Source organism: Streptomyces sp. NPDC058773, from assembly GCF_042746015.1.
Taxonomy (GTDB): domain Bacteria; phylum Actinomycetota; class Actinomycetes; order Streptomycetales; family Streptomycetaceae; genus Streptomyces.
Map to the genome: position 1 here is coordinate 1 of NZ_JBHYPE010000076.1, position 19,089 is coordinate 19,089.

Below are 19,089 nucleotides of genomic sequence, written 5' to 3' on the forward strand. Positions count from 1 at the left end.
CTTTCCGCTTAATGTCTTTGTTGTGGCTTGGGGTGGGTTTTGTTTTTTTTTTGGTGCGGGGGGGGGGGGGGGGGGCGGGGGGGGGGGGGCCGGGCCCCCCCCCCCCCCCGCCCCCGTCGCCCCGGCCTAGGATTCCCCCATGTCACTCCCGCACGCGATCCTCACCGCCCTGCTAGAGAAGCCGTCGTCGGGGCTGGCGCTGACCCGTCGGTTCGACCGGTCGATCGGCTACTTCTGGTCGGCCACCCATCAGCAGATCTATCGCGAGCTGGGCAAGCTGGAGCAGGCCGGCTTCATCCGGGCGCTGCCCAGCGAGCAGCCGTCCCGGGGGCAGAAGAAGGAGTTCGAGGTGCTGCCCGCGGGCCGCGCCGAGCTGACCCGCTGGGCCTCCGGCGAACAGGACTCCAAGCCGATCCGGGACGCGCTGCTGCTGCGGCTGCGGGCGTCGGCGGTGGTGGGCCGGACCGGTCTCGATGCGGAGCTGGAGCGCCATCTGACGCTGCACCGGCGGCAGTTGGCGGAGTACCAGGAGATCGAGGAGCGGGACTTCGGGGCGGCGGCGGACCCGGAGGACCGGTTGCGGCGGCTGGTGCTGCGGGCCGGGATCGGGCTGGAGACCTTCTGGGTGGAGTGGCTGACGGAGGCGCTGGCGGAGGTGACGGACCTGGACGCCGCGGCGGCCCCGGGGGGCGGCACGGACGGGTGAGCCGCTCCGGCGGATCGCGCAGGGGCGGCCGGCCCCGGGGGAAGTCCCGGGACCGGCCGCCCCGTTGCCGCACCGGGAGCCGTCAGCAGTTGTCGTAGAGGAGGGCGCGCACCAGACGGCAGGTCGTGTCGGACGGGCTGTGCACCCCTATGTCGGCCGCGGTGCTGCGGATCTTGCGGTTGTGGGCCTGCTCGGGGCGGTAGACACCGGTGTCGAGCAGGGCGATGGCCAGCCGCATGGCCTTCAGGCGGCGGTTGTGCGATTCGTACCGCTCGCGCGGCCATCCGGCGGGCAGCGGCTTCTTGGGCAGCGGGTGGGCCGGGAGAGGCTTCGTCATGAGTGTGGCAGCAGCCATCGGCGACCTCCTGGAACGTGGATGAACCCTCACTGACTGGTTCCCATTCTACTGGCCACCACTGACAAAAGCCCCTGGCCAGCGGGTATTTGACGGTCAGAGCAGGCCCCCGGAAACGGCCCCGGGCCAGCCTTCGGCACGGCCCCCGGGACGTCGCCGCCACGCCCCGGCTACGGACCGCCGACGATGCCCTCCACACCCCATCCCGCCATGGTCATGCCGTCATGCCTCCTGAGGCATGAGCGGGCTCAGCGTCTCCTCCGCCGCCGCCAGGATCTCGGTGACCCGGAGGCCGAAGTGGACGTCGCAGGCGTTCGGCAGTCCGGTCCCGGCAGCGGCGAGCAGGGCGTCGACGGCGCGGTGGCAGGCCGGTTCGGGGCCGTCCAGGCGGCGGGGCAGGGTGGTGATGCCGGCGGTGCCGCGGAGGGTGATCTCGACGCCGGCGGCCGCGGCCGGGGCGGTCAGGCCGACCGTCGCCGTACTGGCCGCGCCGCTGCTGTGCCGCATCGTCAGCAGCACGGTGTCGGCCGGGCCCCTGGTCGCGGTGACCGCCTCCGCGTCCCCGAGTACCGGCAGCAGCACCGACAGCACATGCGGGCCGACGTCCCACAGCCCGCCCTTCGTACGACGCCAGGGCGAATCGGCGTACGGACTGGAGCTGTCCTCGGCGAACACCGAGCCGAGCCAGTCGGCGTGCGCGGTGAACCAGCCGCCCGCCGCGGCCTGGGCGGCGATCCACTCCCCCTCCTGCTCCCCGAAGCGCGCGGTGAAGAAGACCACCGAGGCGACGCCCGCCCGGTCGGCGGCGGCGGCGAGCGCACGGGCCTCGGGCACGGCGGTGGCGACCGGCTTGTCCAGCAGAAGATGGCGTCCGGCCGCGGCGGCGCGGACCGCCAACGGGGCCTGGACGGACGGCGGCAGGGCGATCGCGACGGCGTCACAGTCCTCGAACAGCTCGTCGGGCCCGGGGTAGGGGCGGCTGCCGTGCACCTGGGCCAGCGCCGCGGCGGCCTCCGGCCGTCGCCCCCAGATACCGGCGAGCTCGACGCCGGGGTGCGCGGCGAGGACGGGTGCGTGCACCCTCCGCGCCCAGGGGCCGGTGCCGAGGAGTCCGATGCGCAGGGTCGTCATGGGGCCAGTGTCTCGCGGGGTACGGGGCGGGGCGGCGATTTGGCGGCCGTGCCGCTGCTGTGCCGCGGGAGCGGGCGACGGCCGTAATCCGCATGCTCCGCCCGCCCGGCCGGTGTTACGTTGCCCCGGCCGGCCGCGGGACTTCGGTGCGACTTCCGGACCTGCTCTGCAAAGCAACGATTCGCTGCTCGTGCCCCCATTCCCCGGCCGGCATCCGACGAGGGACGGGGGAGGCGGCATGACGGGCTCCGCGGATCTGGTGGCGGCCGAGGACGTGCTGCTGTTCGTGCACGCCGCGATCACGTCCACCGGACAGCGGGAGTTCCGCTCCGGCGCGGACGAGCAGCAGCTGTCGCTGGACTTCCTGCACGCCTACGCACGCGTCAACTACCGCCCCCTGTACGCCGCCGCGCTGGCCCTGGAGATCAACGACCACAATGCGGCGCTGATCGTGCGCCGGCTGCTGGAGACGGCGGGCGAGGCGACGGCGCAGGAGCGGCGCGAGGAGGGCCGGCTGATCGCGGCGCGGCTGGCACGGCTGCCGGCGCCACGGGTCTACCGGCTGTTCCGGGCGCTGCGCACCGCCGGGGTCAACAACCGCCGCACCCGCGCGATCATGCGGGACTGGCTCGCCGCGCGCCCGGACCCGGCGCTGGACGCGGTGAAGTACCGCGCCGGCCTCAAGTGCGCGGCGCGCCATGCGCATCTGCCCCTGGACGGCGGGCGCGGCGGCGGGCCGGGGGACGGCGAGGGCGAGCTGGGCGACTTCCTGTTCGCGCCGGGCCGCCGCAAGCGGTACGCCACCCCGCTGCTGGACGCCTGGCGGCGGGCCCACTACGAGCAAGGCGCCCTGTACGAGCTGCCGTTCACGGTCGCCGAGGGGTTCGCCGCGGCGCACGGCATCGGCCGCCGCGCCTTCCTGGAGCGCATCGCGCCGCGGATGACCCGGCTGGAGCGGCTGCGGACACAGGAGTCGGCCCGTGCGCACCGCGCCGAGGTACCCACCGATCTGGGCACCCTGCCGCTGACCCGGCTCGCCTCGTACGTCCTCGGGCTGTCGCTCGACGACCGGGCCGCACGGCGCACCGAGCTGACGGGTGCCCTGCGGGCCGCGGCACGGCGTACGGCGGGGGCGCGGGCCGGGAGCTGGGGCCGGGTGACGGCCGTCCTGGACGACAGTTTCTCCACGACCGGTTCGCGGCAGAAGCGGCACCGCCCGCTGGCGACCGCGCTGGCCTGTCACTTCCTGCTGGAGGCGCTGGCGGGGTGCTATCTGCCGCGGTGGACGTCGGGGCGGCGGGACGCGCTGCTGCTGTACCCCTACGGGCCGACCCCGCTGGGGATGCGGGTGCTGGAGGCGCTGGAGGACGCGCCGGAGCGGCTGGTGATCGTCTCCGACGGGTGGGACAACGCCCCGCCGGGCCTGGCCGGCGAGGTGCTGCGGATCTGGCGAACCCGGCTCGACCCGGAGGGCCGTACCTCCGTCGTGCATCTCAACCCGGTGTACGACGCGGCGGACTTCACCGTCCGGCGGCTGACCCCAGCCGTGCCGACGGCCGGGGTGCGCAATGCGGAGGACCTGCCGGCGCTGGTGCAGCTGGCGCGGTTCGCGGAGGGGCGCACGGGCCTGGCCGAGCTGCGGGCCCATCTGGACGACCGGGTGCGGCAGTTCCTGGCGGAGGCGGCGGACGGGGCGGAGGTGCCGGGATGAGCAGGCTGGATCTGAGCGGGCTCGACGTCCGTCCGGGGCAGGTGTGGGGTGCGGTCCGGCTGGTCCCGCTGGTGCGCGCGGAGCCGGTCACCGATCTGCGGCTGCACCGTGAGCTCTACGAGGACGGGCCGGAGACGGTGCGCGCCGACAGCCAGACCTCCTGCACCTCCTCCTATATTCCGCACGGCTTCGTGGCGGACTGGACGGGGGACGGGTCACCCGCCGCCGCCTACGGCTCGCAGTTGAGCGACGGCGGTGGCCCGGTGGTGTGTGCGCCGCTGCACTTTCCGCGCAAACTCGCCCAGCGGCGGCGGGGGAAGGGCCGCCCGGCCGGCGGCTCCGCGGGCACGCTGCGCTTCCTGCCGCTCCATCTGGCGCTGGACGGCTATCTGGCGCTGCATTTCGGGGGTCCGTCGGTCGTGTGGGAGGAGTGGACCCGGCGGGCGGTGTACGACGGGCTGTCCCCGCGGGCGGAGCGGGCGTACCGGGGCGAGGCGGTGCCCGGCCTCGACGACGCGCTGCGGGTCTTCGAGATCCACCCGGGGCAGTGCGGGGTCCTGCTGTATGTCGCCGATGCCCTCGCCGCCGCTTTCGTGGTGCCGCATCCGGACGACTACCGGGCGCTGCACGCCTCACTGCTCCAGGACCTGTACGGGGAGCTGATGTATCAGTACGCCCTCTACGGCGGGCCGGTGGCGGAGTTCACGACCCGGATCGCGGCGGAGTACGTCACCTCGCTCGCCCAGCTGCGGTCCGCGGCCGAGCGGCGGCAGCAGGAGTGGGCGGCGCAGCACGCGGAGCTGATGGCGGGCGAGCTGCTGGATGAGTCCTACGAGGTGCGGGAGGTGTACCGGATGGGGCGGTTCCGGCTGGCGCGGTTCCTGCCGCCGTTCGCGCTGCACCGCACCCAGCACATCGGTGAGGTGATCACGGACGGGAAGGGGCGGACCGTCTACCTCAAGACGTTCCGGCTCTCCGACAAGCAGGTCCGGCGCGGCCATGTGCTGCACCGGCTCGCGGCGCACGACTGGCACCCGGGCCGCACCGCGGAGGCGATGGGGATCACCGGCGAGGAGCTGGCCCGCCGGATCGGGCGGCTGGGTTTCGAGGGGCTGCTGAAGCGGCGCCCATGAGGTCTCCGTCACATCGAATCAGCGAGAAAACGGCCTGACCAGGAAAGAAAACGTAGGCACACAGCGAAGAAGACCTTGGAAACGCCTGGATGTCCGGCTCGGTAACCTGTGGTTCACAAATGGGCAACGGACGGGAAATGGCGCGTTGCGAGGGTGCTCAGGTACGCCCGCACCGTACCCGCCCCGACCGTGAAGAGGACCCCGTGACCATCAAGGCCGAGTACATCTGGATCGACGGCACCCAGCCGACCGCCCAGCTCCGCTCCAAGACCAAGATCCTGAACGACGGCAGCAAGCTGCCGCGGTGGGGCTTCGACGGTTCCAGCACCAACCAGGCCGAGGGCCACGCCTCGGACCTCGTACTGGAGCCGGTGTTCAGCTGCCCGGACCCGATCCGCGGCGGCGACCACCTGCTGGTGCTCTGTGAGGTCCTCAACACCGACCTGACCCCGCACTCCTCCAACACCCGTGCGCTGCTGCGCCCGGTCGCGGAGAAGTTCGCCGGCCAGGAGCCGATCTTCGGCATCGAGCAGGAGTACACCTTCCTCAAGGGCGACCGCCCGCTCGGCTTCCCCGAGGGCGGCGGATACCCGGCACCGCAGGGCGACTACTACTGCGGCGTCGGCGCCGGCGCGATCTTCGGCCGGGAGATCGTCGAGAAGCATCTCGACCTCTGCCTGGCGGCCGGTCTCGGCCTGTCCGGCATCAACGCCGAGGTCATGCCCGGCCAGTGGGAGTTCCAGGTCGGCGCGCTGGCGCCGCTGGAGGTCTCGGACCACATGTGGGTCGCGCGCTGGCTGCTGCACCGTATCGGCGAGGACTACGGCGTCACCGCCTCGCTGGACGCCAAGCCGGCCAAGGGCGACTGGAACGGCGCGGGCGCGCACACCAACTTCTCCACCCGCGCGATGCGTGAGGGCTACGACCCGATCATCACCGCCTGCGAGGCGCTGGGCCTTGACGACAAGCCGCTGGAGCACGTCCGCCAGTACGGCACCGGGATCGAGGACCGGCTGACGGGCGCGCACGAGACCGCCCCCTGGGACGCGTACTCCTACGGCGCCTCGGACCGCGGCGCCTCGGTGCGCATCCCCTGGCAGGTCGAGGTCGAGAAGAAGGGCTACATCGAGGACCGGCGGCCGAACGCCAACGTCGACCCGTATGTGGTCACCCGCCTGATCGTGGACACCTGCTGCACCGAGCTGGCGCGGCGCGAGCAGATCTGACCCCCTCGGGACGAGGGACACCGCGGGCACGGGGCCGGACCGGGAGGTCCGGCCCCTCCGCATACCGGGGCGGCGTTACTGCCGCTCCCCACGGACCTGAGGCGTACTCGGCGGATACCGGCCGGTTGTCAGTGGCGGCTGGCACGCTGAGGGCATGCTTGCAATCACCGTCAAGACCGGGGCCGGCCCGGCCCGTTCCCGCCCGGCCGCCGCCGCATTCCCCGGGCCGCCGCGCCGGTCGCGCGCCGCCGGCGGCCGGCGCGGGCGACTGCCGGCGGGGGCCTGAGATGCCGCAGGCCGTGCCGAGGACGCTGTCCGGCGGTCCGCTGCGCCGTGCCGCGCCGGGTGTCCGGCGTGCCGCCGTGCCCTGGGCCGCACCCCTGTACGTCGGCGCGGTACAGCTCGGCGCGTACGCCACCGCGCGGCTGCCCGGCCGGCGGCGTACGGAACTGCTGCGCGCGCACTCCACCAACGTCGCCAATCTCCGGGCCGGCCGGTGGCGGACGCTGGTCACCAGCGCGGCATTCGTCGAACATCCACTGCCGCTGCCGTACGGCGCAGCGCTGCTCGCCGCGCTCGGTACCGCCGAGGCGCGCTGGGGCACCGGGCGCGCGGCAGGGGTGTTCGCGGCCGGGCACATCGGCGCCAGTCTGCTGGTCTACGCGGGGCTGCGGGCGCGGGGGCACGGCCGGTCCGCCTGCGGGCCGCCGGGGGACGCCCCGCAGGAGGCGACCGCGCAGGCCGTCGACGTCGGGGCCAGCTACGGCTTCAACGCCACGGTGGGCGCCCTGGCCGCGACCGTCCCGCACCGCGGCGTCCGGACGGCGGCGACCGCCGGGCTGCTGGCGCTCGCGACCGCTCCCGTGCTGCGCCGCGGGCGGACGTTCACCGACGCCGGACATCTGGCGGCCCTGGCACTCGGGGTGGCCATGGGGGCGGGCCTGCGCAGGACGACGGGCGGGGGCGGAGCCGCCACAGCGGGCGGAGGAGCGGCAGCGGGAGCCGGGGCGAAGCCGTCCTAGCGGGCAGGGCGCCGTGCGGCGGATTCCGGCCAAGGGTCCGTTCCGCCGCGCGGTCGCCAACTCCGTTGCGCAAGAGCCGAGTCAGGCAGGAAGGGCCGTCCGCCACGGCGCCCGTGCGGGGCCGGCGCGGCGGAATCCCGTCACCGGGCGCTCCGCACCGGGGACAGATCACCGACCGTCTGGTTCAATAAGGCCATGGCCAGCCTCACCGACACCGCGACAGGTCGCAGCGACCTGGAGCCCTTCTGGCCGTCCCGGCAGGCACACGCCTTCGACCTTCTGTGTTGCCGCGCGCACTGAGCGCGGGCCCGCACACGCCTCACCGACGCCGCTGAACCGGCGCCTTCCGCCCTGCCCGCGCGCATGACGTCCCCGACGCCCCTCTGCGCGAAAGAGCTGACCCCGTATGACGAACGTCCGTACCCTGACCGCCGGTTCCGCGACCGCTCCCGCTCCCGCCGCCGCCCCGGCGCACTCCAACCGCCACCGGCTGCGCGCCGTGACTCCCGACGAGGCCCCGGCCGGAAGCGCGCCGTACCGCGGCGTCGCCTCGGTCGCCGAGCTGCTGGAGTCCGGCGCGACCTGGCTTCCGGCGCCGCAGCACAGCCTGCCCGAACTGCCCGGCCGGCCGCCGATGGTCGGCTACCTCGTCCTGGTACCCGCCGAACAGGCCACCGCGACCGCCACCGCTCCGCCGCCCGCCGCCGCGCCCGAGGCGCCCGCACCGCCCGGCGACGACGCGCCCGTCCGGATCGACCCCGAACAGCGCACCGCGCACGTCGAGGGCCGGCCGCTGGACCTGACGTACCTCGAATTCGAGCTGCTGGCCCATCTGGTGGCGCATCCGCACCGGGTGCACACCCGCGACCAGCTGGTGACCACGGTGTGGGGGTACGGGCACGTCGGCGACGGCCGCACCGTCGATGTCCATGTCGCCCGGCTGCGCCGCAAGTTGGGCGCCGCGCACCGGTCGTCGATCGTGACGGTGCGGCGGGTCGGCTACAAGTACGTGCCGAGCGTCTGAGGCCGGGTCAGACGCCCTCCTGCCGCTGCCGGAGACCCGTCCGGGCGGGGGGCCGCTCCCCCGCCCGGACGGGTGCCGGTCCCGCAGGGGGACCGCACCGCTTCGGCGTCTCCCGGTCCGGTGTCTCCCGGTCCGGTGTCTCCCGGTCCGGCGGGCCGCCCCGCCGGTGCAGCCGGCCCGCGCAGACCGCCGCCACCAGCCCGGCGCCGGAGACCATCAGCGTCCCCTTGGCCGGGGAGTCGGTGAGCGCCGCGCCGCCCAGCCCGCCGAGCGCCGCGCTGCACACCGCCCAGAGGCCCGCTCCCACCGCGTCCAGCAGCACGAAGCGGCGCAGCGGGAAGCGGAGACTCCCGGTGGACAGGGCGGCGACCACCCGGCCGCCGGGCAGGAAGCGCCCGGCGATGATGAGCAGGGCGGCGTGCCGTTCGACCCGGGCGCGGGCCCTGAGGTGCCGGGCCCGGCCGCGCTCACCGCGCAGCAGCCGGGCGCCGGCGCGCGGGCCGGCGTACCGGCCCACGGCGTAGCCGAGGCAGTCCCCCGCCAGCGCCCCCGTCCCCGCGACGCCCGCCAGCAGCGCGAGCAGCCCCGGGTCGGGGCCGATGAGCACGGCGACCAGGACCACCGTGGTCTCGCTCGGCATGAACGGCAGCAGCGCGTCGAGGGCTGACACCAGCAGGATGACCAGCCACAGCCAGGGTGAGCCCAGCATGCCCTGGAGGGACGCGGTGAGCTGGTCCAGTTGCTCAAACATGGGCGGGGGCGTCCCGCGGCGGGGCGTGCGGCACCGGAGCGGCGGGCGGGAGTCCGGCGGCCGGCCGTACCGCACCGCCCGTCACCGGCGCCGGGCGGCCGCCCGGCGCCGCCCGTTCCGCCAGCGCCGCCCGTTCCGCCAGCGCCGCCAGCTCCCGCCGGTCCAGGCCCCCGTCGAGCGGCCACAGCACCGGATGCGCCGTGACGCGTACGGTCAGGTCGCGGGCGGCGAGCACCCGGCGCAGCGAGCCCGCGAAGGTGTCCTCGCCGCAGAACGCGGCGACCGTGCTGGGCCGGCCCTGCTGGCGGAAGTCGAGGGTCACCGGGCGGACCGGTGCGCCCGCGTCGATCGCGGACTGGAAGGTGGCCCGGCGGAAGGTGCCCGCCCGGGCCGTGCACCAGGTGGTGGCCTGCGGGAAGACCGCTACCGAGCGTCCGGCGGCGAGCAGTTCGGACACCTCCCGCACGGTGTGCGGCAGCCGGCGGGGGTGGGTGCGGTCGATGAAGTGCGTACCGGCCCGGCGGGCCAGGCCGCCGACCACCGGCCAGCCGCCGACCTCGCGCTTGGCGAGCAGGGTGACCGGTTCGACGGCGAGCAGGGCGAGGACGTCGAGCCAGGAGACGTGGTTGGCGACGACGAGGGTTCCGGGGCCGTCCCCGGCGGTGAGCGGGCCCGCCCCGTCGACGGTGATGTCCAGGGCGTCGAGCAGCGCGCGGGCGTGCGTCCGCAGCCGTCCCGGCTCGGCCATCCGCGCGCCGTCGGTCAGTGCCCGCCGCACGGTGCGGGCGAACGCGGCGCCGCGCCGGGCGATACGGGCCGCCGGGACCCGTGGCAGGGCGTGGGCGGCGCAGCCCGGGGTGCAGTCGGAGTGCACGTCCCAGGGGCCGTTCACCGCTCCCCCAGGAAGTAGCGCCGGTAGCGGTCGCCGAGCTGCTCCATGTCCAGGACGACGAAGAAGTCGGCGACCTCGAACTCGGGGTCGTGGGCGGGCTCACCGCAGATCACGGCGCCGATCCGCAGATAGCCGCGGAGCAGCGGCGGCAGCTGGGCGAGGGCGGGGCGCACGGGGACGGGGAGGGTGGTGTGCCAGGGGTGGTGCGGGGTGACCCGGAGCTCGGGCGGCGCGGCGTAGCGGGTCCGGCCCAGTTCCCGGGCGTGGGTGGCGGCGATGCCGCCGTCGGCGAGCGGGACGGAGGCACAGCCGGCCAGGTAGCGGTGCCCGGAGAGCAGGGTGTAGCGGGCGAGGGCGGCCCACATCTGGGTCATGACCGCGCCGTTGCGGTGGTCCGGGTGGACGCAGGAGCGGCCGGCCTCGATGAGGGAGGAGCGCAGCTCCGCCAGGGCGCCGAGGTCGAATTCGCCGTCGGAGTAGAGCCGCGGGCTGCGGCCGGGCGGCAGCAGCCGGTAGGTGCCGACCACCTCGCCGGTGGCGGTGTGGGTGACGATGAGGTGGTCGGCGAGGTCGTCGACGGCGTCGATGTCGTGGCCGGCCAGCGGGGTGTGCAGGGTCGCGCCCATCTCCTCGGCGAAGACCCGGTGGCGCAGGCGCTGGGCGGCGCGGATCTGCGCACGGGTGTCGGCGATCTCCGCGGTGTAGCCGGGGCCGTCGGGGGCGGCTGCCGGTGCGGGGGCGGGAACGGTGCGGGGAGCGGCGGCGGACGCGGTCGGTGCCATGCTCATGAGAGCCCTCCTTGGGGAGTGGGAGGCCGGGTGAGTCGGCGGGCGGGGGGAGACAGCGGGGGCCAATGGGGCCGAGCGGGGAGGACGGTGCGCCGCACCACGGTGTGCTGCCGGGTACCCCCCGGCTCGGGGACATCACCCCAGGACCTGGCCCTTCTCTACGCGGCAGACTGTTCCCGGGTCCGCCGGCCGGGCGCGTGAAGCCCAGGGAGCGAAGGGATGAGGGGCGGCAGAACACTGGTCGCCGCGGTCCGGGGGCCGGAGGACCGGGGCTCGCGCCGGGTGTAGTGGTGCGACCAGGCCGGGGTGACCACCGCCGCCGGACGAGGGCGACGGGACGGGGCCGGGCGGCACCGGCCCCCTTGGACCGCGGCGGGCCGACCGTTAGCGTGCCCCCGCACGGGACCGTTGTGAGCACCGAGCCAGGGGGCACACGTGAACCGACCGTCACGACGCGCACTGCTGGGAACCGCCGGAGCGATCGGCGCCGGAGCGGCCTTCGGCGGGGCCGCCCCCGCCGCCTCCGCCGGGACGCCGGCCGCCGGAGCGCCGACCGCCGGGACGCCGTCCGCCCGGCGCCAGGAGCGGGCACCCGCGTACGACACCGGACCGGCACGCGCCGCGCTGACCCGGCTCCTGCCCCGGCACGCGGACCAGTTCCGGCTGGAGCCGCTCGCCCGGGACGGCAACGGCAACGGCGACCGCTTCCGCATCGAGGGGCGTACGGGCCGCATCACGGTCTCGGGAACCACCCCGGCGGCGCTGCTGACCGGCGTCAACTGGTATCTGAAGTACACCTGCCGGGTGCACCTCTCCTGGGCCGGTGACCAGGTGGCGCTGCCGGACCGGCTGCCCGCCCCGGCCGCCCCCGTCGAGCGTGCCACCGCGCTGCCGCACCGCTTCGCCCTCAACGACACCCATGACGGCTACACCGCCCCGTACGCGGACTGGCCGCGCTGGGAGCGGCTGATCGACGCGCTGGCGCTGCGCGGGGTGAACGAGGTGCTGGTCACCCCGGGCACCGAGGCCGTCTACCACCGGCTGCTGACCGGCTTCGGCTACTCGGACGCCGAGGCCCGCGGCTGGCTCCCGGCGCCCTCGCACCAGCCGTGGTGGCTGCTCCAGAACATCAGCGGCTACGGCGGCCCCACCAGTCCCGAACTGATCGCCAAACGCGCCGAGTTGGGCCGCCGGATCACCGGACGGCTGCGCGAGCTGGGCATGCACCCCGTACTCCCCGGCTACTTCGGCACCGTCCCGGACGGGTTCGCCGCCCGCAACCCCGGCGCCCGGACCGTCCCCCAGGGCACCTGGGCCGGCCTCAAGCGCCCCGACTGGCTCGATCCGCGCACCGACGCCTTCGCCGCCGTCGCCGCCGCCTTCTACCGCCATCAAGAACAACTCCTGGGCCCCGCCGACCACTTCAAGATGGATCTGCTGCACGAGGGCGGCGACGCCGGGGACGTGCCGGTGCCGGACGCCGCCCGCGCCGTCGAAAAGGCGCTGCGCACCGCCCGTCCCGGCGCGACCTGGGTGATCCTGGGCTGGCAGGACAATCCGCGGCGCGATCTGCTGGACGCCGTCGACCACGACCGGATGCTGATCGTGGACGGCCTCAGCGACCTGGACACGGTCACCGACCGGGAACGGGACTGGGGCGGCGTGCCGTACGCCTTCGGCTCCATCCCCAACTTCGGCGGCCGCACCACCCTCGGCGCCAAGACCCACATCTGGGCCGAGCGCTTCACGGCCTGGCGCGACAAGCCGGGCAGCCGGCTGGTGGGGACCGCGTACATGCCGGAGGCCGCCGAGCGGGACCCGGCCGCCTTCGAGCTGTTCGGCGAACTCGCCTGGCGGGAGTGCCCGGTGGACCGCGCCGTGTGGTTCGACGGCTATGCCGACCTGCGCTACGGCGCCCGCGACGAGCACGCCCGCGCCGCGTTCGCCGCGCTGCGCACCAGCACATACGCGATCTCCAGCAAGGACGGCCGGCCGCACGACTCGGTCTTTGCCGCCCGCCCGAACCTGGCCGCCCGCTCCGGCACCGTCTACGCCACCCACACCCCGGCCTTCGACCCGGCGGCCTTCGACACCGCGTTCGCCGCGCTGCTCGCCGTCCGCCCCGCGCTGCGCGGCAGCGACGCCTACCGCCACGATCTGACGGACGCCGCCCGGCAGGCGCTGGCCAACCGGTCCTGGCAGCTGATCGGACAGCTCCAGGACGCCTACCGGCGCAAGGACCAGGACACCTTCCGGGCGCTCTCCGGGCTGTGGCTGCGGCTGATGCGGCTCAGCGACGAGGTCACCGGCGCCCACCGGCAGTTCCTGCTGGGGCCGTGGCTGGCGGACGCCCGTGCCATGGCGACCGGCGCCGAGGAGGAGGCCCGGCTGGAACACAGCGCACGGGCCCTGATCACCACCTGGGCCGACCGGGCCACCGCGGACGGCGGCTCGCTCGCCAACTACGCCAACCGCGACTGGCACGGCCTGATCGGCGAGGTCCATCTCCCGCAGTGGCAGGCGTACTTGGACGAGCTGGCGGACGCCCTGGCCACGGACCGGCCGCCGAAGACCTTCGACTGGTACGCGATGGAAGAGCCCTGGACCCGCGCCCGCACCGGCCATCCGCTGCGCCCGACGACCGACGCGTACCGCACCGCGCGACGGGTCCACGACACCCTCGCCACGGCTCCCTACCAGGGCACCGTCACGGTCACCGCCGACCCGGCCGCGCTGCCGCCGGGCGGCCGGGCCGCGGTCACCGCGGCACTGCGCAACGTCAACGGGCTGCGGGCGACCGGCCGGGTGGACTTCGCGCTCTCCGGTGTCACGGCGACCGCGTCCGGCCCGGTGTCGCTGCCGTCGGTCCCGCCCGGCGGCACCGGCCGCGCCCACTGGCGCGTCACCGCACCGGCCGACCCCCTGGAGGCCCCGCTGCACCCCCTCCCCTACGACCTCACCGTCGACTACGGCCCGAAGGGCGCACCGCGGGTCCGGGCGGCGCGGCACGGCACCCTGTTCGTGGCGGGTCCGCTCGACCCGGAGCTGCGGACGGTGACCACCAATGCGGCGGTTTTCGGCCAGTTGGCGGACCGTTTCGCCATCCACGGCGGGGGCGCGGACCTGTGGAAGGCCACCGCGGAGTTCGGCGCGGTCTACCGGCCGGCCGCCCTGACCGCCGGCGGCACGGTCACCGTCGAGGTGACCGCCCAGGACCCGACCGGCCCCTGGGCCCGCGCCGGCCTCGTCGTCCGCAACCGCCTGGCCGCCTCCGCCCCGGGCTCACCGGACGCCCTCGGCTTCCTCAACCTGTCCGTGACGCCCGCCAACGGCGTGGTGCTGTCCTACGACTCCACCGGCGACGGCACCCTGGACACCTACCGGCGGCTGACCGGCATCACCGCGCCGGTACTGCTCCGGCTGACCCGCGGCGCGGACCGCCAAAGCTCCGGTACCTACACGGGCGCCTGCTCCAGCGACGACGGCGCGACCTGGCGCGAGATCGCCTCCGTCACGGTCCCCGGCGCCGCCGCCCGGCAGGACACCGGGCTGCACCAGTCCGCCGCCAACTCGGCCGCCGGGGACGGCGGAACGGCCGCTTTCCGCCGCTGGAAGCTCGCCTGAGCGCCGCGTACGCTGACCCGGGAACGCACCACGAGCGAGGGGATCACGGTATGAGTGCCGCAGCTGAGAAGGAGTGGCTCTACGCCCTCGACATCTCTGACGCCACCTGGCAGCGCGCCCCGGGCGACTCCGAGGAGGCCGTGGAGATCGCCTTCCTGGAGCGGGGCGCGGTGGCCATGCGCAACTCCACGGACCCCGATGTGGTGCTGCGCTACACCGAGGCGGAGTGGCGGGCGTTCGTGCTCGGCGCACGGGACGGGGAGTTCGACCTCCAGCCCTGAAGCCGCCCTCCCGGCAGCACCTCACCGGCCCTCCCGGCGCCCCTCGGGGTACCGGGAGGGCCGGTGACCATCACAGGATTCACTCGTTTCACCGAACGTGAAGCAGCAGCAGAAACAGCAGCAGGCGACACCCCGGCGTCCGGACCGCTCCGCCCCCGGCAGCCTGGAGGAGTTCGGCGACGTCATCGACGTCGAGCAGGCCGAGGCGGCGCTGGTGGAGCACTACCCCCGGCTGGTCCGCCTGGCGTATCTGGTCCTGCCGCCCGGCCGCGGCCGCGGCCGGCGGGTGCTGGCCGCCCACGGGGTGGTGCAGCGGACCCTGCCGCGTCAGCGCAGCTCCACCCGCGGGGCCGGTCTGCCCGCCCCGCGCACCGGCGCGGACGCGGCGATCGACCCCGGCTACGCCTTCGTCCGGCTGCGGGTGCTGCGGGCCGCCCTGGCCGGCGGCCGGACCCGCCGCTGGCTGCCGCTGCCGCCGCCGCTCCCCCAGGTGTGGGGCCTGCGGCTGTTCCCGCGCTCCGGCGGCGCCGATGAACTGGCGCTGGACCAGGCGCTGTCGGCGCTGTCCGGACCGGGCCGGGCGGCGTTCGTGCTGCGCGATCTGGAGCGGCTGAGCGCACCGGAGACCCGCCGGGTGCTGGAGGCGGCCGGGGTGGCGCGGCCCCGGGAGGCGCTGGACGAGGCCGAGCGCGCCGCGACCCCGGCCGGCAGCCGGGACCGGTCGCTGCTGGAGTCCGCGGAGTTCGACCCCTGTGCGCTCCAGGCCAGGCCGACGGATCTGATCCGGCGGCGGCAGCACGGCCGGGCGGTGCTGGCGGCGGGCGCGGCGGTACTGGTGTGCGGGGCGCTGCTGGGGCTGCCGGGCGAGGGCTGGGGCCCGGACGGTGCCGCCGCCCCGCCGTACGCGCGCAATGCCGCGGCCGAGGCGGCGCTGGACCCCGGCAAGCTGACGGTGAGCTCCGCGACCGCCTGGAAGAGCGCCGCCCGGCAGGACTTCGCCACCTGGCCCGCCCGCGGCGACCGGATCCACGACCGGGCGCTGCTGCGGCGGGCGCTGGCCGTATGGGCCAGGCCCGGGGCCGGGGTGCAGGTCTCGGCAACCCCCGGCACCCCGGCCGGCCCGGCGTCCGGCCCGGCCCAGCTGCTGTTCGCGGGCGTCGTGGACCACGCCGTGGTGGTGCTGCTCCACGACGGGCTGCGGGTGGTGCGCTATGCGGAGGCGGCGGACGGCGAGGGCCGGAGCGACGGCACCGGCGCGGCGCTGGACTTCGCGCGGACGGACGGCGCGGCGGCGGCTTCGGCGACCGCGGTGGTGGTGAGCCGCACCCAGGGCAATGTGCGCTATCTGACCGCCCCTTGGGTGAAGTCGGCGCGGCTGGCCGATCTGGTCAAGCCGGAGGCGGTGGAGCAGCCGGTGGCGGTCGGGGCGAGCGGGGTGACCGATCCGGTGCCGACGGCGCGGCCCACCGCGAAGTGCACGACCTGGCCGGCGCTGCGGATGGGCGGTCCGCTGCTGACCGACCTCGGCGAACTGGTCCCGGCCCGGCTCACGTACGGCAGCCCGCGCAAGCCGGGCGGGGTGACCTCTCCCAAGGCCCGTACGGCGTGGGCGCGTACGGCCTGCCAGCTGGCCGTGGCGCGCGGCCAGGGGGTCCGTACGGTCAACGCCTGGGAGTTCGCCCGGCAGCCGCTGCCCGGGGGCGCGGGCAGCGCGGCCTGGCTGTGCACCCGTGCCGAGACCTGGCGCGGGCCGGGCAGCCGGACGATGGCACAGATCCAGACGCCGGCGCCGAGCGGGCAGCCGTACGCGCCGGGCGCGGTCGCGGCGCGCGCCGAGGGCGGTACGGCCTGCGGCCCCCGGGCGCCGCGGGCGCTGGCCGGGGTGCTCTGGAAGGCCGTCGACAAACGCTGGTGGCTGCTGGCGGCGGGCAGCAGCCAGGTCTCCTCGATCCGGGCGACCGGCGGGGTCCCCGGCCAGGCCACGGGACGGCTGCTGGCGGTCCCGGCGAAGGCGGGCGACCACGCGGAACTGACCGGCCGGCTGGCGAACGGCCACCGGATCGAGCCGCTGGGCTAGGACGCTCCGGGGGGGGGAGCGACGCGGGCGCCCCCGGCCAACGGGCCCTAGGGAAGCAACCGTTCGGCCCGCCGCGGTGAGGGCCGGGCCGTCGCCGCGCGCTCGTCGGCGGGTGCCAGCAGGAAGAACAGCGGCGGCAGGGCGAGTTCGACGACGGTCAGCGCGATCTGGAACCCCTGCGGCGATCCGTGCACGGCCATCGACAGCAGTCGCCCGAGCCCGCCCAGCAGAAAAATCCCGGCCAGCCACCGCACCGCCGTGGCCGGTATGGGCGACTGCCGCGCCGCCCGGATCCAGGCGAGGCCGTAGCCGAGGAAGACCGCCCCGTAGAACCGCTCCCGGCTGTCTACGGTGGCACCGGCCGAGCCCTCGCCCGGCACCGAGTCGATGCCGAGCGCGAAGTGGAACGCGCCGATCGCCACACAGGCGGCCCCCATCGCCAGCGCCAGCCACTTGAGAAGTCCGGCCATGCCACGGCCACCTTTCTGTGCCCTCAGCACCCCTAGGCGCCCCTCGGCACCGGCTAGTAGACGTCTGTCTACTAATGGGAACGTACGGCCGATAGTAGACAGGTGTCAAGTAACCTCGGTGCCATGCCCCCACGCCGCAGACTCGCCCCCACCGAGCGCCGCAGCCAGTTGCTCGACACCGGAGCACGGCTCTTCGCGGCGAAGCCGTACGACGAGGTGTTCATGGAGGAGGTCGCCGAACGGGCCGGCGTCTCCCGCGCCCTGCTGTACCGCTACTTCCCGAACAAGCGCGACCTGTTCGCCGCGGTCTACCAGCAGGCCGCGGACCGGCTGCTGACCCGTACGGAACTCGACCCGGCCCGCCCCGTAACCGAGCAGCTGCGCGCCGGACTCGACGCGCACATCGACTACTTCGAGGCGAACCGCCACACCGTACTCGCGGCGAACCGGGTGCTCGCAGGCGACCCGGTGATCCAGGCCGTCATCACCGACGAACTGACCGAGCTGCGACGGCGGCTGCTCGACTCCACGGGACTCGGCGACGGCCCCCATGAGGCGGTACCGGCGGCGCTGATGAGCTGGCTGACGTTCGTCCGCGCGCTCTGCGTGGACTGGCTGGCGCATCAGAGCTTCAGCCGCACCGTGTTGCGGGAGATGTGCGTCGGCGCACTACTGGGAGCGCTGCACCCGGTCATGGACCTCGACGGGACACCCGCCGCCGACGAGGAGCGGCCCACGGACGCCCGAACCACCGCCCCCTGACCCCCGCAGATCCGCGCCTCCCGGGCGCGCGGTGGACGTCTTGTGCTCAATCCGTGATGACTTCGCCGATTCCGCACCGCGTCCCCGGTCGTTAGGGTAGCCGCATGACGACCGGGACGCGGCGGAGAATGGGCGTCGAGGAACGGCGTGAACAGCTGATCGCTGTCGCGCTGGACCTCTTCAGCCACCGTTCCCCGGAAGATGTGTCGATCGACGAGGTCGCCGAGGCGGCCGGCATCTCCCGGCCGCTGGTCTACCACTACTTCCCCGGCAAGCAGCAGCTGTACGAGGCCGCGCTGCGACGGGCCGCCGAGGAACTCACGGCCCGCTTCGTCGAGCCGCACGAAGGCCCGCTCGGCGCCCGGCTGTTGCGCGTCATGGAGCGCTTCTTCGACTTCGTCGCGGAGCACGGCCCCGGCTTCTCCGCGCTGATGCGCGGCGGCCCGGCGATCGGTTCCACCCACACCGGCGCGATGATCGACCGCGTCCGCCAGGCCGCGTACGAACAGATCCTGGCCCACCTGGGCATCCCCGACCCCGCCCCCCGCCTGGAGCTGGTGGTCCGCTCCTGGGTCTCCCTCGCCGAAACCACCGCCCTGCTGTGGCTGGACGGCCGCCGCGTGCCACGCGCCGAGCTGGAGCGCCAGCTCGTCCACGACTTCGCCGCTCTGGCGGCGGTGAGTGCGGCCTACGACGAGCGGATGGCGGACGTGGTCCGCCGCATCCTCGACGACGAGCCGGCGGACGGGATGTTCGCGGACCTTGTGCGGCGCCTTGGCCGTATTGCTTGACGCCTTCCGCTGCGCTGTGCTTTGGGCCCACGTTTTTGTCTTTTCCGCCGTGGTGGTTGCTCGCCGGTCCGCTGCGCGGCGCTGTGCTCCCCACGTTTTCGGCTGACTCGCCGTTGCGCCTGCGGCGGGCGGGGGTCCGCTGCGCGGCGCCGTGGCTCCCCACGCTTTCGGCTGACTCGCCGTTGCGCCTGCGGCGGGCGGGGTCCGCTGCGCGGCGCCGTGGCTCCCCACGTTTTCGGCTGACTCGCCGTTGCGCCTGCGGCGGGCGGGTGGTCGTCGGGTGCGGTGACGGACCTCCGGGGCCTGGTGTGTGGACTGCTTCGCTTTACGTCCACACACCAGGCC

At 74.9% G+C, this 19,089-nt stretch carries 17 protein-coding genes; 11 read left to right on the top strand and 6 right to left on the bottom strand.

From position 1 onward, the window contains the following. Positions 1-139 precede the first annotated feature (139 nt). Positions 140-706 carry a PadR family transcriptional regulator gene (locus ACFW5B_RS34195; protein ID WP_386448650.1) on the top strand — a complete coding sequence of 189 codons (567 nt, stop codon included), beginning with the start codon at positions 140-142 and terminating at the stop codon, positions 704-706. An 82-nt stretch (positions 707-788) separates the two neighbouring features. On the opposite strand, the gene ACFW5B_RS34200 is transcribed toward ACFW5B_RS34195, so the two are convergent. Both ACFW5B_RS34200 and ACFW5B_RS34205 read right to left on the bottom strand, forming a co-directional pair. Then, positions 789-1,061 carry a hypothetical protein gene (locus ACFW5B_RS34200; RefSeq protein WP_386448653.1) on the bottom strand — a complete coding sequence of 91 codons (273 nt, stop codon included), beginning with the start codon at positions 1,059-1,061 and terminating at the stop codon, positions 789-791. A 222-nt stretch (positions 1,062-1,283) separates the two neighbouring features. Next, a complete protein-coding gene (locus ACFW5B_RS34205; protein WP_386448656.1) occupies positions 1,284-2,192 on the bottom strand; it encodes a Gfo/Idh/MocA family protein in 909 nt (302 codons plus the stop codon). 238 nt (positions 2,193-2,430) lie between these two features. Here ACFW5B_RS34205 and ACFW5B_RS34210 point away from each other — a divergent pair, with 238 nt between their 5' ends. The 5 genes from ACFW5B_RS34210 (at position 2,431) to ACFW5B_RS34230 (ending at position 8,308) form a co-directional block, all read left to right on the top strand. Further along, on the top strand, positions 2,431-3,903 hold the full coding sequence (locus ACFW5B_RS34210) for a hypothetical protein (protein ID WP_386448658.1): 1,473 nt from the start codon (positions 2,431-2,433) through the stop codon (positions 3,901-3,903). Continuing rightward, the gene (locus ACFW5B_RS34215; RefSeq protein ID WP_386448660.1) at positions 3,900-5,036 is read left to right on the top strand and encodes a hypothetical protein; all 1,137 of its coding nucleotides are present in this window, start codon (positions 3,900-3,902) and stop codon (positions 5,034-5,036) included. Before ACFW5B_RS34210 ends, ACFW5B_RS34215 begins: the two co-directional genes overlap by 4 nt. Before the next feature lie 203 nt (positions 5,037-5,239). Then, entirely contained in the window at positions 5,240-6,262 is a 1,023-nt protein-coding gene (gene glnII / locus ACFW5B_RS34220; protein WP_386448662.1) for a glutamine synthetase, read from the top strand. Between the two features lie 287 nt (positions 6,263-6,549). After that, positions 6,550-7,284: a rhomboid-like protein gene (locus tag ACFW5B_RS34225; RefSeq protein WP_386448665.1), complete on the top strand. Its 735-nt coding sequence runs from the start codon at positions 6,550-6,552 to the stop codon at positions 7,282-7,284. A 406-nt stretch (positions 7,285-7,690) separates the two neighbouring features. Then, positions 7,691-8,308, top strand: a complete 618-nt coding sequence (locus tag ACFW5B_RS34230) for a winged helix-turn-helix domain-containing protein (RefSeq protein WP_386448668.1) — start codon at positions 7,691-7,693, stop codon at positions 8,306-8,308. 7 nt (positions 8,309-8,315) lie between these two features. On the opposite strand, the gene ACFW5B_RS34235 is transcribed toward ACFW5B_RS34230, so the two are convergent. Genes ACFW5B_RS34235 through ACFW5B_RS34245 form a run of 3 tightly spaced genes read right to left on the bottom strand, consistent with a single transcriptional unit; the run spans position 8,316 to position 10,739 of the window. Continuing rightward, complete coding sequence (locus ACFW5B_RS34235) at positions 8,316-9,059, bottom strand: DedA family protein (protein WP_386448671.1); 744 nt, start codon at positions 9,057-9,059, stop codon at positions 8,316-8,318. Further along, entirely contained in the window at positions 9,052-9,951 is a 900-nt protein-coding gene (locus ACFW5B_RS34240) for a lysophospholipid acyltransferase family protein (RefSeq protein WP_386448674.1), read from the bottom strand. The genes ACFW5B_RS34235 and ACFW5B_RS34240 overlap by 8 nt, the downstream gene beginning before the upstream one ends. Beyond that, positions 9,948-10,739 (bottom strand): GNAT family N-acetyltransferase, encoded by a 792-nt coding sequence (locus ACFW5B_RS34245; RefSeq protein WP_386448677.1) that lies wholly within the window; start codon positions 10,737-10,739, stop codon positions 9,948-9,950. The genes ACFW5B_RS34240 and ACFW5B_RS34245 overlap by 4 nt, the downstream gene beginning before the upstream one ends. A gap of 435 nt (positions 10,740-11,174) precedes the next feature. Between ACFW5B_RS34245 and ACFW5B_RS34250 the strand changes: the two genes are divergently transcribed. The 3 genes from ACFW5B_RS34250 (at position 11,175) to ACFW5B_RS34260 (ending at position 16,721) form a co-directional block, all read left to right on the top strand. Beyond that, entirely contained in the window at positions 11,175-14,363 is a 3,189-nt protein-coding gene (locus tag ACFW5B_RS34250) for an alpha-N-acetylglucosaminidase TIM-barrel domain-containing protein (protein ID WP_386448680.1), read from the top strand. A 50-nt stretch (positions 14,364-14,413) separates the two neighbouring features. Beyond that, positions 14,414-14,644, top strand: coding sequence for a DUF397 domain-containing protein (locus ACFW5B_RS34255; protein ID WP_042154028.1), 231 nt, complete (start codon positions 14,414-14,416; stop codon positions 14,642-14,644). A gap of 97 nt (positions 14,645-14,741) precedes the next feature. Then, complete coding sequence (locus tag ACFW5B_RS34260; protein ID WP_386448683.1) at positions 14,742-16,721, top strand: hypothetical protein; 1,980 nt, start codon at positions 14,742-14,744, stop codon at positions 16,719-16,721. Between the two features lie 47 nt (positions 16,722-16,768). Here the strand turns inward: ACFW5B_RS34260 and ACFW5B_RS34265 are convergent, their stop codons facing one another. Next, entirely contained in the window at positions 16,769-17,191 is a 423-nt protein-coding gene (locus ACFW5B_RS34265; RefSeq protein WP_386448686.1) for a DUF4345 domain-containing protein, read from the bottom strand. 123 nt (positions 17,192-17,314) lie between these two features. Between ACFW5B_RS34265 and ACFW5B_RS34270 the strand changes: the two genes are divergently transcribed. Together ACFW5B_RS34270 and ACFW5B_RS34275 are read left to right on the top strand one after the other, a co-directional pair. Further along, positions 17,315-17,953 (top strand): TetR/AcrR family transcriptional regulator, encoded by a 639-nt coding sequence (locus ACFW5B_RS34270; RefSeq protein WP_386448689.1) that lies wholly within the window; start codon positions 17,315-17,317, stop codon positions 17,951-17,953. Positions 17,954-18,057: 104 nt separating this feature from the next. Continuing rightward, positions 18,058-18,744: a TetR/AcrR family transcriptional regulator gene (locus ACFW5B_RS34275; protein ID WP_386448691.1), complete on the top strand. Its 687-nt coding sequence runs from the start codon at positions 18,058-18,060 to the stop codon at positions 18,742-18,744. The last annotated feature ends 345 nt before the right edge of the window (positions 18,745-19,089 follow it).

Bases quoted from the DNA above. Each gene is read 5' to 3' on its own strand.
- ACFW5B_RS34205 (WP_386448656.1), bottom strand. From the start codon at position 2,192: ATGACGACCCTGCGCATCGGACTCCTCGGCACCGGCCCCTGGGCGCGG.
- ACFW5B_RS34275 (WP_386448691.1), top strand. From the start codon at position 18,058: ATGACGACCGGGACGCGGCGGAGAATGGGCGTCGAGGAACGGCGTGAA.
- ACFW5B_RS34235 (WP_386448671.1), bottom strand. From the start codon at position 9,059: ATGTTTGAGCAACTGGACCAGCTCACCGCGTCCCTCCAGGGCATGCTG.
- ACFW5B_RS34245 (WP_386448677.1), bottom strand. From the start codon at position 10,739: ATGAGCATGGCACCGACCGCGTCCGCCGCCGCTCCCCGCACCGTTCCC.
- ACFW5B_RS34210 (WP_386448658.1), top strand. From the start codon at position 2,431: ATGACGGGCTCCGCGGATCTGGTGGCGGCCGAGGACGTGCTGCTGTTC.
- ACFW5B_RS34225 (WP_386448665.1), top strand. From the start codon at position 6,550: ATGCCGCAGGCCGTGCCGAGGACGCTGTCCGGCGGTCCGCTGCGCCGT.
- ACFW5B_RS34255 (WP_042154028.1), top strand. From the start codon at position 14,414: ATGAGTGCCGCAGCTGAGAAGGAGTGGCTCTACGCCCTCGACATCTCT.
- ACFW5B_RS34230 (WP_386448668.1), top strand. From the start codon at position 7,691: ATGACGAACGTCCGTACCCTGACCGCCGGTTCCGCGACCGCTCCCGCT.
- ACFW5B_RS34270 (WP_386448689.1), top strand. From the start codon at position 17,315: ATGCCCCCACGCCGCAGACTCGCCCCCACCGAGCGCCGCAGCCAGTTG.
- ACFW5B_RS34200 (WP_386448653.1), bottom strand. From the start codon at position 1,061: ATGGCTGCTGCCACACTCATGACGAAGCCTCTCCCGGCCCACCCGCTG.
- ACFW5B_RS34195 (WP_386448650.1), top strand. From the start codon at position 140: ATGTCACTCCCGCACGCGATCCTCACCGCCCTGCTAGAGAAGCCGTCG.
- ACFW5B_RS34215 (WP_386448660.1), top strand. From the start codon at position 3,900: ATGAGCAGGCTGGATCTGAGCGGGCTCGACGTCCGTCCGGGGCAGGTG.
- ACFW5B_RS34265 (WP_386448686.1), bottom strand. From the start codon at position 17,191: ATGGCCGGACTTCTCAAGTGGCTGGCGCTGGCGATGGGGGCCGCCTGT.